This window comes from Nonomuraea sp. NPDC003804 (assembly GCF_040610675.1).
Taxonomy (GTDB): Bacteria; Actinomycetota; Actinomycetes; order Streptosporangiales; family Streptosporangiaceae; genus Nonomuraea.
Window position 1 is genome coordinate 1 of sequence record NZ_JBEXMT010000065.1, and the last position, 14,416, is coordinate 14,416.

At 70.9% G+C, this 14,416-nt stretch carries 15 protein-coding genes and 1 pseudogene; 8 read left to right on the forward strand and 8 right to left on the reverse strand.

Features of this window, described 5'->3' with window-relative positions; translation table 11 throughout:
• From ABZX22_RS44270 to ABZX22_RS44285, 4 genes are all read left to right on the forward strand, one after another.
• Positions 1-363: ATP/GTP-binding protein (locus ABZX22_RS44270; protein ID WP_354923100.1), on the forward strand; the 363-nt coding region annotated here is incomplete at its 5' end.
• Positions 364-431: 68 nt separating this feature from the next.
• Positions 432-1,784, forward strand: a complete 1,353-nt coding sequence (locus tag ABZX22_RS44275) for an aldehyde dehydrogenase family protein (RefSeq protein ID WP_354923103.1) — start codon at positions 432-434, stop codon at positions 1,782-1,784.
• A gap of 2 nt (positions 1,785-1,786) precedes the next feature.
• Positions 1,787-2,230: a DUF3598 family protein gene (locus ABZX22_RS44280; protein ID WP_354923106.1), complete on the forward strand. Its 444-nt coding sequence runs from the start codon at positions 1,787-1,789 to the stop codon at positions 2,228-2,230.
• Complete coding sequence (locus ABZX22_RS44285; protein ID WP_354923109.1) at positions 2,227-3,240, forward strand: nitrilase-related carbon-nitrogen hydrolase; 1,014 nt, start codon at positions 2,227-2,229, stop codon at positions 3,238-3,240. Before ABZX22_RS44280 ends, ABZX22_RS44285 begins: the two co-directional genes overlap by 4 nt.
• On the opposite strand, the gene ABZX22_RS44290 is transcribed toward ABZX22_RS44285, so the two are convergent.
• The 8 genes from ABZX22_RS44290 to ABZX22_RS44325 all read right to left on the reverse strand — a co-directional run bounded on the left by ABZX22_RS44290 (position 3,209) and on the right by ABZX22_RS44325 (position 10,129).
• Positions 3,209-3,976: an ABC transporter permease subunit gene (locus ABZX22_RS44290; protein ID WP_354923112.1), complete on the reverse strand. Its 768-nt coding sequence runs from the start codon at positions 3,974-3,976 to the stop codon at positions 3,209-3,211. The genes ABZX22_RS44285 and ABZX22_RS44290 overlap by 32 nt on opposite strands.
• The gene (locus ABZX22_RS44295; protein WP_354923115.1) at positions 3,973-4,731 is read right to left on the reverse strand and encodes an ABC transporter permease subunit; all 759 of its coding nucleotides are present in this window, start codon (positions 4,729-4,731) and stop codon (positions 3,973-3,975) included. Before ABZX22_RS44295 ends, ABZX22_RS44290 begins: the two co-directional genes overlap by 4 nt.
• The gene (locus tag ABZX22_RS44300) at positions 4,728-5,684 is read right to left on the reverse strand and encodes an ABC transporter substrate-binding protein (protein WP_354923118.1); all 957 of its coding nucleotides are present in this window, start codon (positions 5,682-5,684) and stop codon (positions 4,728-4,730) included. Before ABZX22_RS44300 ends, ABZX22_RS44295 begins: the two co-directional genes overlap by 4 nt.
• Positions 5,681-6,454 (reverse strand): ABC transporter ATP-binding protein, encoded by a 774-nt coding sequence (locus ABZX22_RS44305; RefSeq protein ID WP_354923121.1) that lies wholly within the window; start codon positions 6,452-6,454, stop codon positions 5,681-5,683. The genes ABZX22_RS44300 and ABZX22_RS44305 overlap by 4 nt, the downstream gene beginning before the upstream one ends.
• Before the next feature lie 123 nt (positions 6,455-6,577).
• Positions 6,578-7,582 (reverse strand): methyltransferase, encoded by a 1,005-nt coding sequence (locus ABZX22_RS44310; protein WP_354923124.1) that lies wholly within the window; start codon positions 7,580-7,582, stop codon positions 6,578-6,580.
• Between the two features lie 20 nt (positions 7,583-7,602).
• Positions 7,603-8,382 carry an ABC transporter permease gene (locus tag ABZX22_RS44315; protein ID WP_354923127.1) on the reverse strand — a complete coding sequence of 260 codons (780 nt, stop codon included), beginning with the start codon at positions 8,380-8,382 and terminating at the stop codon, positions 7,603-7,605.
• A complete protein-coding gene (locus ABZX22_RS44320) occupies positions 8,379-9,152 on the reverse strand; it encodes an ABC transporter permease (RefSeq protein ID WP_354923130.1) in 774 nt (257 codons plus the stop codon). Before ABZX22_RS44320 ends, ABZX22_RS44315 begins: the two co-directional genes overlap by 4 nt.
• Entirely contained in the window at positions 9,149-10,129 is a 981-nt protein-coding gene (locus tag ABZX22_RS44325; protein ID WP_354923133.1) for an ABC transporter substrate-binding protein, read from the reverse strand. The genes ABZX22_RS44320 and ABZX22_RS44325 overlap by 4 nt, the downstream gene beginning before the upstream one ends.
• A gap of 439 nt (positions 10,130-10,568) precedes the next feature.
• Here ABZX22_RS44325 and ABZX22_RS44330 point away from each other — a divergent pair, with 439 nt between their 5' ends.
• From ABZX22_RS44330 to ABZX22_RS44345, 4 genes and pseudogenes are all read left to right on the forward strand, one after another.
• Positions 10,569-13,421 carry a nitrate- and nitrite sensing domain-containing protein gene (locus ABZX22_RS44330; RefSeq protein ID WP_354923136.1) on the forward strand — a complete coding sequence of 951 codons (2,853 nt, stop codon included), beginning with the start codon at positions 10,569-10,571 and terminating at the stop codon, positions 13,419-13,421.
• On the forward strand, positions 13,418-13,840 hold the full coding sequence (locus ABZX22_RS44335; RefSeq protein WP_354923139.1) for a roadblock/LC7 domain-containing protein: 423 nt from the start codon (positions 13,418-13,420) through the stop codon (positions 13,838-13,840). Before ABZX22_RS44330 ends, ABZX22_RS44335 begins: the two co-directional genes overlap by 4 nt.
• Before the next feature lie 4 nt (positions 13,841-13,844).
• Positions 13,845-14,240, forward strand: coding sequence for a DUF742 domain-containing protein (locus ABZX22_RS44340; protein WP_354923142.1), 396 nt, complete (start codon positions 13,845-13,847; stop codon positions 14,238-14,240).
• An 81-nt stretch (positions 14,241-14,321) separates the two neighbouring features.
• Positions 14,322-14,416 (forward strand): annotated as a pseudogene (locus ABZX22_RS44345) (ATP-binding protein); the annotation flags it as partial.

Genomic DNA, 14,416 nt, shown 5'->3' on the forward strand with positions numbered 1-14,416 from the left:
TCGCTGGACAGGGACCTGATCCTGTATCTGTTCGGCACGCCCGGTCAGCACCGGTTCTGGTTCATGTGGGACGACCTGGTGCGCGGCGCCATCGGTGCGGTCGTGCTGGTCGACACCCGCAGGCTCGCCGACAGCTTCCCCGCGATCGACTACTTCGAAGAGGCGAAGCTCCCCTTCGTGGTCGGGATCAACGGGTGGGACGGCCAGTACCTCCACGCGGAGGAGGAGGTGCGGGAGGCGCTCACGCTCTCCCCGCACATCCCGCTGGTCCGTCTCGACGCCAGGTCGCGCGACTCGGTGAAGAGCACCCTCATCACCCTCGTGGAGCACGCGCTCACCAGCCACGTGGGCCCCCGCGGCTGACAACCGCGGGGCCCCGTGGCCCGGAGCTGGAGTTCGGCCGGGGTTTACGGCTATTGTCGGCTCTGATCATGGTGGTGAACCCCCTCACCGGCGAGCCCGAGCGGCCGCTGTCGCCGGTCTCGCCCGAGGAACTGGCCGCGACGGCCGACGCCCTGCGCGCGCGGTCGGCGGCCTGGCGCGTGGCCGACAGGGCGGCGGCGCTGTCCGCCTTCGGCGCGGCGCTCGCCCGTGACGACGATCTGCTGGCCGCGCTGGTCGCCGACACCGGCCGCCGCGCCGAGTCGGAGATCGAGCGGCGCGCGGTGGCCGCGATCGTCGACCGGTGGGTACGGCAGGCGCCCGCCCTCCTGGCCGACCGGCCCGACGAGCCCGCCGCGATCCCCGGCGTCGTCGTGGGCGGCGAGGCGGTGCCGTACGAGCTGGTCGGCGTGATCAGCCCGTGGAACTTCCCTCTCCTGCTCGGCCTGATCGACGCGGTGCCCGCCCTCGCCGCCGGGTGCGCGGTGCTGGTCAAGCCCAGCGAGCTGGCCCCCCGATTCATCGAACCGCTCATGCGGCTGGTGCCGTCCGAGCTGCCGCTGCGCGTCGTCGAAGGCGACGCGGAGACGGGGCGGGCGCTGGTGGGGCTGGTGGACGCGCTGGTGTTCACCGGGAGCGTCGCCACCGGAAGGAAGGTCGCCGAGGCCGCCGCCCGCGCCTTCATCCCCGCCTTCCTCGAACTGGGCGGCAAGGACCCCGCCGTCGTGCTGGCCGGCGCCGACCTCGACCGGGCGGCCACCGCCGTCCTGCGCGGCGGCACCGCCAACGCCGGGCAGGCCTGCCAGTCGATCGAGCGCGTCTACGTCGCCCGCGAGGTCTTCGCCGACTTCCTCGCCCGTCTGGTGGCCAAGGCCGAGCGGACGGCGCTGACCTGCGAGGGGGGCACCGTGGGGCCTCTGGTGAGGACCGGCGTCATCCCCGCGCACATCGACGACGCGGTCGCGCGGGGCGCCGTCGTGCACACCGGAGGATCGATCGAACGGCACGGCGGCGGCCACTGGATGCGGCCCACCGTGCTGTCGAACGTCGACCACTCCATGCGGGTCATGACCGAGGAGACCTTCGGCCCCGTCCTGCCCGTGATGCCCTTCGACGGCGTCGACGAGGCGGTCACGCTGGCCAACGACTCCGCCTACGGCCTGTCGGCCGCCGTGTTCGCGGCCACCGAGGAGCAGGCCAGGCGGGTGGCGGCCCGCCTGCGGGTGGGCGCGGTGAGCGTCAACGACGCGGCGCTGACCGCCTTCGTCCACGAGGGCGAGAAGCACTCCTTCAACCTGTCCGGGCTCGGCGGCTCCCGCATGGGCCCGGCCGCCGTCACCCGTTTCGTCAGGCGCAGGGCCCACCTGGTGAACCGGTCACCCCGATCCGTCTGGAGCGTGTAGCCATGGGACTTCGCGCGGAGATGCCGCTGCTGGCCAGGCACGAGGGCGAGTGGGAGGGAACCTACCGCCATCTCGACAGCCTGGGCCAGGTCGTGGACCTGCACCGCTCCCGCCTGACCTGCTCGATCGTCGACGACCGCGCCTACCACCAGGTCAACGAGTACGTCTGGGACGACGGCAGGACCGAGCGCCACGAGTTCCCCGGCACCTACCTGGGCGGCGGGCGCTGCGGCTTCGACACCGAGCGGATCAGGGGCGAGTTCTGGGAAGTCGACGCCACCACCATCTATCTGACCTGGGTCTTCAAGGCGGAGGACGCGGACCTGCGGCTGTTCGAGCTGATCGTCCTGAGCGATGACGGCACGACGCGCAGCAGGGTGTGGCAGTGGATCGAGGCGGGGGTGTGCGTGCGCCGCACGCTGATCGACGAGAAGCGCGTCGGGTGAGCGCCTACCGGGCACTCGCCCTGCAGGTCAGGACCACCGCGGTGAACGGCTCGGCGGACCCGCGCGCGCTCGTCGCCTCCGCGATCGGCTGGATCGCCGCTCAGACCGCGGCGGCCAAGGCGTGGATCGGCCCCGACCTGCGGCTCGTGGTGCTTCCCGAGTACGTGCTCACCGGCTTCCCCTTCGGCGAGAGCGCCGCCGAGTGGCGGGACAGGGCGGCCCTGGCCCCCGACGGCCCCGAGTACCGGGAGCTGGGCGAGATCGCCCGTGGCAACGACCTGTTCCTGTGCGTCAACGCCTACGAGAGCGACCCGCACTTCCCCGAGCTGTTCTTCCAGGCCACCGTCATCCTCGACCCGGCGGGCGAGGCCGTCCTGCGCTACCGGCGGCTGCACTCGATGTTCTCGCCGACGCCGTACGACGTGTGGGAACGCTACCTCGACGTCTACGGCCTGGACGCCGTCCTGCCCGTCGCCCGCACCGAGCTCGGCAACCTGGCCGTGCTGGCCTCCGAGGAGATCCTCGTCCCTGAACTGGCCAGGGCGCTGGCGTTGCGCGGCGCCGAGGTCTTCTGCAACCCCACCTCCGAGGCCTCCTCGCCCGCGCTCACCCCCAAGGCGATCGCCCGGCGGGCCAGGGCCGTCGAGAACCTCGCCTACGTCGTCTCCGCCAACAGCGGGGGGCTGGAGGGGCTGCCGATCCCCGGCGACTCCACCAGCGGCGGCTCCGAGATCCTCGACTTCGAGGGCCGCCCGCTGGCCCAGGCGGCACAGGGGGAGTCGCTGGTGGCCGCCGCCGAGCTCGACCTGGCCGCGCTGCGCCGCTTCCGCCGCCGCCCCGGCATGGGCAACCTGCTGGCCAGGGTGAAGCCCGCGCTGTGGGCCGAGGAGTACGGCTGGCACGACGTCGAGCGCCCCGACGGCCTCGCCGCGGGGCCGCCCACCAGGCGGTGGTTCGTCGAGCGCCAGCAGGCGGCGATCAGGCGGCTGTACGGCCCCGATGCCACCTGAGCGCCCGCCGCTCCACCGCGAGGAAGACCCCGTTGAGCACCACGCCGAGCACGCCGAGCAGCACGATGCCCGCCCACATCGCGGGGATGTCGAAGCTGCCCTCGGCCTCGCGCATGCGGTGCCCGATGCCCTCGCTGCTCGCGTAGAGTTCCGAGATCACCATCATGATCAGGGCGAGTGCCACGCTCAGCCGCAGTCCGGCGAAGATCTTGGGCCCGGCCGCCGCCAGCACGATCGGCCAGCGGCGCAGGCCGAACACCTGGGCGGTGTCGAGGTACTGCCGGTTGGCGTAGCGGGCGCCGTCCATCGAGTTGATGAGCACCGGCCACAGCACGCCGTAGACGATCGCGGCCAGCTGGATCGGCGTGCCGACCCTGAAGAACACCAGGAACACCGGCAGCAGCGCGGCGGGCGGCACCGACCTGCCGAAGTGGATCAGCGGCTCCACCAGTGCCGCCAGCCACCGGGAGCGGCCCAGGACCAGGCCCAGCGCGACACCCGCCGCCGCGGCCACCGCCCATCCGGCGGCGAGCCTGGCCAGGCTCGGCAGCAGGTCGCCGCCGGCCTCCTCGGTGAGGAACAGGTGCGCGGGCGGTCCCGCGAACCACATCTCGTGCATCCTGGCCAGGATCGTGGAAGGGGGCGGGAAGTAGACCGCGCCGATCGCCCTGGTGGCCGTCTCCCACGCGACGGCCGCGACGGGCAGCAACCAGTACCACGCCAGCCGCCTGATCACGCCGCCTCCCCCGCTCTGGCCCGGTGCCAGCCGAACAGCCGCCACTCGGCGGCCGTGAACAGCGCGTTGGCGCCCAGCCCCAGCGCGCCGGCCCAGATGGTGGCCGCCAGCATCCTGTCGACCCGGTTGGCGCTGCCGGCCTGCACCAGGAAGGTGCCGATGCCGCCGGCGCCACCGGCGATCAGCTCGACGCTGACCGCGACGATCAGCGTGACCGAGACCGCGATGCGCACGCCGGTGGCGATGAAGGGGGCGGTGCTCGGCAGGGAGACGCGCCACAGGACGGCGAGCGGGCCGAAGCCGAAGCCGCGCAGGGTGTCCTTGGCGAGAGGGTCGACGTCGGCCAGGCCGTACATGGTGTTGATCAGCAGGGGCCAGGAGCAGGTGTAGACGACCAGCGCGGTCTTGGCGTCCTGGCTGTCGGTCCAGACGAACATCGCCAGCGGGATCAGCGACAGCGACGGGATCGGGCGCAGGAACTCCACCAGCGGCCGGACCGACCGTTCGACCGCGGGCACCGAGCCGAGCAGCAGCCCCGCGGGCACCGCCGTGACCACCGCGATCAGCAGCCCGGTCACGCACGCGGCGAGGGTGACGCCGACGTCGGCGAGGAACGCGCCGTCGGCCGCCAGCCCGGCCGCGGTCACGAGCACGACGGACACGGGCGGCAGGACCGCGATCAGCCCGGTGCGTCCCGCGGCCTCCAGCAGGAGCAGGAAGCCGAGGACGCCCGCGACGCCCAGCGCCTTGGTCATCCGATCCTGTCGGGGATCAGCGTGGTGACGTCGGGCCTGGCCTTGAGGTAGCCGTAGCCGTGCAGCAGGTCGGCCAGCTTCTGGAAGCCGACCTTGTCGACCTCGGTGGAGAACTGGCCGAGCTTCATCGCCGCCGCCACCTCGGCCGGGATCTGCGTGTAGGTCGGGACGACGGCGTCGACGGCCGCGCGGTCGGTCGCGGCGATCTGCTGCGCCTTGGCCAGCGCGCGCTGGAAGGCGGCGGCCGTCTTCGGGTTCTTGGCCAGCCAGTCCTCCGACACGCCCCACGCGTCGAGCGGCAGGCCCGCCGTCGGCCCGGAGGTGGTGTCGATGATCTCCACCGCGCCGTTCTTCCTGGCCGCGCTCAGGAACGGCTCGACCAGCCAGGCGGCGTCGATCTTCTTCGTGGACAGCGCCGTGAGCTGGTCGGCGAACGGCACGGCGACGAACTTGACCTCCTCCGGCTTGACGCCCGCCTGCTGCAGGTGCGCGTTGGTGAGGGTCTGGCCGAGCGCCTGGAGCACGTTGACGCCGACCGTCCTGCCCTTGAGGTCGGCCGCGGACTTGATGGGGGAGTCCTTGGGAACCACGACGCCGGCGATGCCGGGGGCGGTCGTCTGCACGTGCTGGAACAGCTTCAGCTTGGCCGCGCCCGAGTCGTTGATGGCCAGCAGCGAGACGTAGCTGGTCAGGAAGGCGTCCATGCTGCCGTTGAGGATCTTCGGCATGACCGCCTGAGGCGCCTGGATGATCTCGGTCTTGACCGTCAGGCCCTCGGCCTTGAACAGGCCGTTCTTCTCGGCGATGAACAGCGCCGCCGACGACGGCACCGGCACCACGCCGACGGTCAGCGTCGTCTTCTCCTGGCCCGCCTCACCGCCAGTGCCGCCGCCCCCGCCGCCGCATGCGGCCAGGGCCGTCACCAGAACGATCGTCAGTGCGGCTCGCTTCACGCGTTGGTCCTCTCGACGCCGCGCACGAGGCGTCCGACCTCGGCGCGCAGGTGGACGAAGTCGGGGTGCTCGCGAGTGGAGATCTGGTCGCGCGGTGAGGGCAGCTCCACCTTCAGGTCGCCCACGACGTGGGCCGGTGCCTTGGACAGCACCACGACCCTGTCGCCGACGTAGACGCTCTCGTCGATGTCGTGGGTGATGAGCACGATGGTCATCTGGTGGTGCCCGCGCACCTGCAGGACGAGGTCCTCCAGGTCCTCCCTGGTCTGCGCGTCGACCGAGCCGAACGGCTCGTCCATCAGCATCAGCTTGGGCCGGTAGGCCAGCGCCCTGGCGATGGCGACCCGCTGCTGCATGCCGCCCGACAGCTGGAAGGGGTACTTCTTGCCGGCTCCCTCGAGGCCGACCGACTCCAGCGCCTCCTGGGCGGCCGCCCTGCGCTGCTGCTTGTCCATGCCCTTGCGGCGCAGCGGCAGCGCCACGTTGTCGGCGACGCTCATCCAGGGGAACAGCGAGCGGCTGTAGTCCTGGAAGACGACGGCCAGGTTGTCGGGCGTCTGCTTGACCAGCTCGCCGGCGATGCGGACCTCTCCTCCCGTCGGCTGGATGAGCCCGGCGATGGAGCGCAGGAGCGTGGACTTGCCCGCTCCCGACGGCCCGACGATGCACAGCAGCTCGCCGTCGGAGACGCTGAGGTTCAGCCCTTCGATGGCGTGGTGGGCACTGGGGCCGCTGCCGTAGACGTGGGAGAGGTCCGATATCTCAAGCACGCTGAATCCTCAGGGCCGCTGGGGGGTGGAATTGTGATCCGGACTCTAGCGGAGCAGGTGATCCGACAGCCATTGTCATGTCCGGTTTGCGAGTATTCGCGATGAAAGTGAGCTGGGATTTCGTCAGACCGGCACGGCCTCGACGAGGCTCGCCCCCGCCGACAGGTCGAACACCTCGCGCAGCTGGAAACCCGCCTTCTCGAGGAGTACGGCGTACTCCTGGCGGGTCCGCTCCGTGCCGCCGTCGAACAGGGCCAGCATCCGCATGTCCATGTCCTTGCCGACGTGCGGCACGTCCTCGTCGGGAAGCACCATCTCCAGGATGAGCAGCCGCCCGTCCTGCCTGATCGCCTCCCGCACCCTGCGCAGGATGCGCTCGGCGTCGTGGTCGTCCCAGTTGTGCAGGATGCTGGCCAGCAGGTAGGCGTCGGCACCCTCGGGGACCTTCACGAAGAAGTCGCCGGCCAGCACCTCGCACCGATCCGTCAGCCCCTGAGCGTCGAGCGCCTGCGCCGCGCCGGGGACGACGTGCTCCAGGTCGACCAGGACACCCCGCAGGCCCGGGTAGGCGCGCAGCACCGAGGCGAGGATGTGGCCCTTGCCGCCCGCCACGTCGACGAGCGTCTCCACCTGGGAGAAGTCGTATCGCTCTGCCACCTGGCGGGCGAACGGCACGGCCCTGGAGGTCATGTAGTCGTCGAAGACGGCGCCCACCTCGGGGAGCCGGCCCAGGCGCTCGTAGAGCGGGCCGTACCGCTCGACGAACGCCGAGCGGCCCTGCCGCACGGTCGCGGGCAGGTTGCCGAGGGCGTACCAGAACCCCTCCTCGGCGATCATCCGTACGGCGGGCAGCGTCGAGTCCGGCGCGTCGGAGCGCAGGGAGGAACCCTCCTCGGTCAGCTCGTAGCGGCCCTGCTCGACCGAGCGCACGATCCCCATGCCGGCCAGCTCACGGAGCACCCGCCGCAGGGACGGCGCGTGCGCGCCGCAGCGCAGGGCCAGCTCCTCCGCGCTCAGCGGACCTTCGGCCAGCTGGTCGGCGCATCCCAGCTCGGCCATCGTGGCCAGAGCGGCGAACCGGGAGATGCCGGAGATGGATTCCCAGATAGGGCCGGCCGGGTGTGACACGTTTCCTCCAACACGGGGATCTAGAGCGTGCGCCTGGCGTGGTGATGCCAGACCAACAGTCGTCGTTCGGCCACCGTGAACAGCCCGTTCACCAGGTAGCCGAGCAGGCCGAGAAGCGCGATGGCACCCCACACGCCCGGGGTGTCGAAGCCGCGCTGCGCCTGCAGGAGCTGGTAGCCGATGCCGTCGGAGCTGCCGAACAGCTCGGAGATGACCATCAGGATGAGGGCGAGCGACAGGCTCAGCCGCAGCCCGGCGAAGATCTTCGGCGCCGCTGCGGGGATGACGACGTTGCGCAGCTGCTGCGCCCTGGTCAGGCCGAAGACGATGGCGGTCTCGGTGTGGGTCCTGTCCACGGCCCTGGCGCCGTCGATGGAGTTGAGCAGCACCGGCCAGACGACGCCGAGGACGATGGCGGCGATCTGCATCGCCAGGCCGGCGTGCAGGAGCACCATGAGCAGCGGCAGCAGCAGCGGCGGCGGGATGACCCTGCCGAACTGGATGAGCGGCTCCACGTAGTCGGACGCGGTGCGCGACCGGCCGATGACCACGCCGAGGATCACACCGAGCACGGCGGCGAGGATCCAGCCGGTGAGCATGCGGCCCAGGCTCGGCAGGACGTTTCCGATCGCGTCATCGGTCAGGAACAGCCGGGTCGCGGGCCCGGAGAACCACAGCTCGTGCATCCTGGCCACGATGGTGGTGGGCGGGGGGAAGTCGGTGTCCGCCATGATCCGCGTGGCCACCTCCCACACCACCAGCACCAGGGGGACCAGCCATACGCGCTTGAGAGCGGTCACGTCGTCGCTCCGGTTCTGGCCTGGTGCCAGTGGAAGAGCCGCCGCTCGGCGGCGACCAGCAGCAGGTTGGCCACCAGGCCGATGATCCCCGCCCAGAACGTGGCGGCCAGGATGAGGTCGGTACGGTTGCCGCTGCCCGCCTGGATGACGAAGACGCCGATGCCGCCGGCGCCGCCGGCCAGCAGCTCGGAGCTGACCGCGAGGATCAGCGCGATGCCGGCGGCGATGCGCACCCCGGTGAGCATGAACGGCGCCGCGCTCGGCAGGCTCACCCGGCGCAGCACGTCGAGGGGGCCGAAGCCGAAGCTGCGCAGCGACTCCTTGGCCAGCGGGTCGACGTCGTGCATGCCGTACAGGGTGTTGATCAGCACCGGCCAGAGCGAGGCGTAGACGATGACGGACACCTTCATCAGCGAGTCCGACGGGATCAGCAGGATCGCCAGCGGGATGATCGCCACCGAGGGGATGGGCCGCAGGAACTCCAGGAGCGGCCGGGTGGCTCGTTCCACCGGCGGCAGGCTGCCGAGCAGCACGCCGAGCGGCACGGCCACCACGACCGACAGGAGCAGGCCCAGCGCCCAGTTGGTGAGGGTGATCCCGACTCCGGACAGGAAGTCGGGGTCGGCGAGCAGTCCCGCCGCCTCCCGCAGGACCACCGAGGGAGGCGGGAAGACCACGCCGTCGGTGAGCGCGAACCGGATGGTCAGCTCACCGACGAGGAGGAAGCCCGCGACGCCTGCGGCGCCGCGGAGGATACGGGCACCGCTCATCCGCTGGCGCCGACCAGAATGTTCTTCACGTCCAGCCGGCTGGAGATGTACTTGTACTCCAGCATGAGGTCGGCGACCCGCTGCAGACGCGTCTCGTTGAGCGAGGTCGGGAACGTGCCGAGGGTGATCACCGAGGCGGTCTTGGCGTCGATCTTGGTGTAGGTGGGCAGCACGGCCTCGACCTCCTTGCGGTCGCTGGCCACCAGCTGCTGGGCCTTCGCGATCGCGCGCTGGAAGGCGGCCAGCGTCTTCGGGTTCTTCTTCACCCACTCGTCGGTCGCCATCCAGGCGGCGATCGGCAGGTCCGCGGTCTGACCGGAGATGGTGTCGGCCAGCTTGCGGAAGCCGGAGGCGCTCTGCGTGGCGGTGATGAACGGCTCGGTCATCCACGCCGCGTCGCCCTGGCCGGTGCTGAGCGCGTTGGCCATGTCGGGGAACGGCTTCTCGACGAACTTGATGTCGTCCTTCGTGAGGCCCGCGACCTTCAGTGTGGCCTCGACGGTGAGGGTGCCGATGTTCTTGAGGGTGTTGACCAGGACGGTCTTGCCCTTCAGGTCGGCCACCGAGTTCAGCGGGGAGTCCTTGGGGACCATCAGGTTGAAGGTGTTGGGTCCCGCCTGGTAGACGTCGCCGACGACCTTGATCTTCTCGCCATTGCTGGCGGCCAGGAAGGTCGAGACGTAGTTGGTGTGCGAGATGTCCAGCGCGCCGCTCTTGATCTGCGGGAGCGCGGCGGCGCCGCCCTGGATGAGCACCGGCTCGACGGTGAGGCCCTCGGCCTTGAAGAAGCCCTTCGCGTTGGCGATGTAGAGCGCGGCCGGGTCGGGGATGGGGAGGGCGCCGACCTTGATCGTGGTCTTCTCCAGGCCCTTGCCGTCGGCGGGGGCGCTGGAGGTGTCCGATCCGCCGCAGGCGGCCAGGGCGAGCGCCGTCGCGATTCCGAGGACGAGCGCGCGAGCACGGACTGTGCGAGTCATCGAGGAGCTCCTGCGAGGGGGGAAGCGTGGATGTCCGTTTATGACGGGCGTGAAGCGTACAGGAGTGCGATCTTTCCTGAAAGGCGGCCGCCTTGTATATGAGCACATGCACGAAAAGGAGGAATTATGCGTTTAGTGCCTCTCTGTAACTAGATGTCTGATTCATTGAGGGATGAGGTCGCCGTCCGGTGGGTGGGGCGACGGGAAAAGCGTCGGCTGCTGGAGCGCTCCAAAAGTTGCATTGCGTTGGCGGGAGATAGAAGGTTGTGCTCCAATTGCCCCGATACTTGCCTGCAACCACTCGTCTCACCGGCGAATCGGTTCTCTCCGCACAAGCGCAGGCATCCGCGAGAGGTTACGACTTGTGAGGACAGCAACGACCGGCTCCGGTCGTGGCATCGCGCAGGAACCCCCGGGCCCCCCAGCGGCTCGCGAGCCGATGCCCGAGCCGGCGGACACCGGTAGCAAGATCGCCCTGCGCAACTGGCGAGTACGCACCCGGCTCGTGGCGCTCATCGCGATCCCAACCGTCGTGGCCGTCGTGCTCGGCGCCTTCCGCGTGACCACGTCGATCGGCACCGCCGAGGAGTACGGACGCGTCGCCGACGGCGCCGAGCTGGTGGTCGCCCTGGGCGGGCTCGGCCACGAGCTCGCCCTCGAGCGCGACCTGTCCGCCAAGTACGCCGCCTCGAACAGGAGCGACAGCGAGCTCGAGGGCCTCAAATCCCAGCACCGGGCGGTCGACGCCGCGGTCACCAAGGTGCGCTCGGCCGCGCGGGCGGCCGAGGAGTCGCTGTCGGACCTGGGCCGCCGCGAGCTCGCGCAGGTGCGGATCAGGCTCGACCAGCTGCCGGCCCTGCGCGAGACCGTCACCGCCAGCCAGCTGCCGCCGCTGCCCGTCATGGAGAAGTACTCCGAGACCCTGTCGGAGATGCTGCAGCTGTACGACGAGACGGTGCAGGGTGTCTCGGACGACGAGCTCATCGTCACCAGCGCGGCCCTGAGCGCCATCGCCAGGACCAAGAACGAGGTCTCCAAGGAGCGGGCGCTGCTGGCCATCGCGCTGCTGCGGGGCAGGTTCGACGGCACCGAGTTCGACGCCTTCCTCGCCGCCCGCTCCGGCCGTGACAGCGAGCGCAACGCCTTCCGCGCCGCGGCCACCCCCGCCCAGCGGCAGTTCCTCGACGACACCGTGACCGGCCAGGAGGTCGGCCGCGCCGAGTTCTACGTGGCCAGGGCCGTCTACCTGCACAACCAGCGCACGTCGCTGCGGGCGCTCGACACCTCCACCACCCAGGACGCCGAGCGCTGGTTCGACGCGATCACCAAGACCGCCGACCGGCTCTACACCGTCGAGAAGGCGCTGTCCGACTCGATCAGGATCAAGAGCACCGAGCTGAAGTCCGCCGAGCAGCAGGTCGCCATCATCAACGTGGCCCTCGTGCTGATCCTGCTCATCATCGTCCTCGTCATCACCGCGATCATGGCGCGCTCGCTGGTCCGCCCGCTGCGCCGGCTGCGCGGCGGCGCGCTGGAGGTCGCCGGCCGTACGCTGCCGGGCATCGTGCAGCGGCTGCGCGAGGAGGGACACACCGCCGAGAACGTGGAGGTCCCGCCGATCGGCGTCTCCTCCCAGGACGAGATCGGTGAAGTGGCCAGGGCCTTCGACGAGGTCCACCGCGAGGCCGTACGGCTGGCCGGCGAGGAGTCCAAGCTCCGCGCCAACGTCAACGCCATGTTCGTCAACCTCTCCCGCCGCAGCCAGACGCTCGTCGAGCGGCAGATCACCCTCATCGACGGCCTGGAGCAGGGCGAGCAGGACGAGCAGCGGCTCGCGAACCTGTTCAAGCTCGACCACCTGGCCACCCGCATGCGCCGCAACTCGGAGAACCTGCTGGTCCTCGCCGGACAGGACCCGCCGCGCCGCTGGAGCCAGCCGGTGCAGCTGGTCGACGTGGCCCGCGCCTCGCTGTCGGAGGTCGAGAACTACGACAGGGTGAACCTCCAGGTGCCGGGCGGCGCGGCCGTCGCCGGCCAGGCTGTCAACGACGTCATCCACCTGCTGGCCGAGCTGGTCGAGAACGCGCTGGCGTTCTCCCCCCGCGAGACCCATGTCGTGGTGTCGGGCAACAGGATCGACGGCGGCGGCATGATGGTGTCGATCACCGACTCCGGCATCGGCATGACGGCCGAGGAACTGGTCCACGCCAACGAGCGACTGAGCGACGCGCCGACCGTGGACGTGTCGGTGTCGCGGCGCATGGGCCTGTTCGTGGTCGCCAGGCTGGCCCACCGGCACGGCATCAGGGTGCAGCTGCGCCCGCACGGCGGGGGCGGCCTGACCGCGATGGTCCTGCTGCCCGAGGCGCTGCTCGGCGGTCCGACGCCCGCGATGGCGGGCTCCGGCGCGATGGCCGGAAGCGGCGGCAGGGGCATGGAGACGCCCGCGGCCTGGGCGGCCGACGCCCCCCGGCCCGCCTTCACCGCCGACACCGGCCCCGCGTGGGCCTCCGAGCCCGGCATGGGCGGCCCCGGCGGCTGGGCCTCCGACCCCGGGCCCGCGCCCGGCTGGGGCGGCGCCGACACCGGCGGCGCGGGATCATGGCCCTCCTCGGCCCAGTGGCCGTCCGAAGGCGGCCAGCAGTGGCCGACCGACGGCGGCGCGGCGCAGTGGCCCTCCGAGAGCAACGCGTGGGCCTCCGGTCCCCGCGTCGCGGGCGGCACCTTCGACAGCGGCGAGGCCGACGTGTGGGCGCCCTCCTCGGGCGCCTGGCCCGACGCCCCTCCGCCCGACCTGCCCGCCACCTGGTCCTTCGAGGACCGGGCGCCGGGCGCCACCCCCACGCCCGGCACCGGCACCGGCAGGTACGACTTCCCCGAGGTCGAGTCCAACCCGACGGGGCCCATCCCTCAGGTGAAGGGCGCCACAGGTGACGAGTTCCTGCCGATCTTCGCCTCCGTCGAGTCGGCGTGGTTCGACAAGGGCGAAGAATGGGACACGTCCAAGGCCGACGCGGGCTGGTCGGCGGCGGAAGCCGTACGCGAACCCGTCAAGGACGGCTCCACCGCCGCGGGTCTGCCCAAGCGGGTACCGAGGGCCAACCTGGTCCCCGGCTCCGCCGACACCGCGGCGCCCAAGGGCGTCGCGCCCATGCCGGCGATCTCGCCGGAGCGGGTGCGCAACAGGTTCTCAAGCTTCCAGCAGGGCTTCAGAGCCGCACGTGACGACATCAGCGAGGGCCGCTACCCGGGCGGTCCGCGAACCGTTGATAGCAGGGAGGAGGACGAGTGAACGACCTGAGCCACGCGGCACGCGGAGTCGACTGGTTGATCACCGACTTCGTCAGCAACGTTCCCGGAGTCGCCCACGCGGTGGTGGTCTCTTCGGACGGCCTGCCGCTGGCGGCCTCCGCCGGATTCCCGACTGACCGCGCCGACCAGCTGGCCGCCATCGCCTCAGGCCTGATCAGCCTGACGCAGGGGGCGGCACGGGTCTTCGAAGGAGGACCCGTCGCCCAGACGATCGTCGAGATGCAGCGCGGGCTGATGCTGATCATGTCGATCAGCGACGGCTCCTGCCTCGCGGTGCTGGCCGCGCCCGACTGCGACATGGGCCTGGTGGCCTACCAGATGACGCTGATGGTGGAGCGTGCGGGACAGGTGCTCACGCCTGCCGTACGCGCCGAGCTCCGTGCGACCCAGACCAGGTGATGTAGTGACGGACCCCAGATGGAACCCCGGCGGCGGCTGGCAGCCACCGCAGCCCACCCATGTCGAGCCCGCCTCGCCGGTCCGTCCATACGCCGTGACAGGCGGACGTACGGCGCCGCGGGTGAAGTTCGCGATGGAGGCCCTGGTCTCCTCCGCCACGGTGGAGCCGCGCGACCTGTCGCACATGCCGGAGTACGCGGCCATCAGCCAGCTCTGCCGCAGCGTCAGGTCGGTGGCGGAGATCTCGGCGCTGCTGCGGATCCCGCTCGGCGTGGTCAGGGTACTGATCGCGGACATGGCGACGGAGGGACTGGTACGGGTGCACCAGCCACAGCTCGACGCTGGAAAGCCCGACGTCAACCTGCTCGAAAGGGTGCTCAGTGGACTTCGCAGGCTCTAGCCAACAGATCGCCTCTGCCTGTGTCGGCGGTCACGAACCTCACATGGCGGTCTGATGAGCATGTTTCCGGTTGAACGCGGGCTGACCTCGACGAAGATCGTCGTGGCGGGCGGGTTCGGTGTGGGCAAGACCACGTTCGTGGGCGCGGTGTCGGAGATCCTGCCGCTGACCACGGA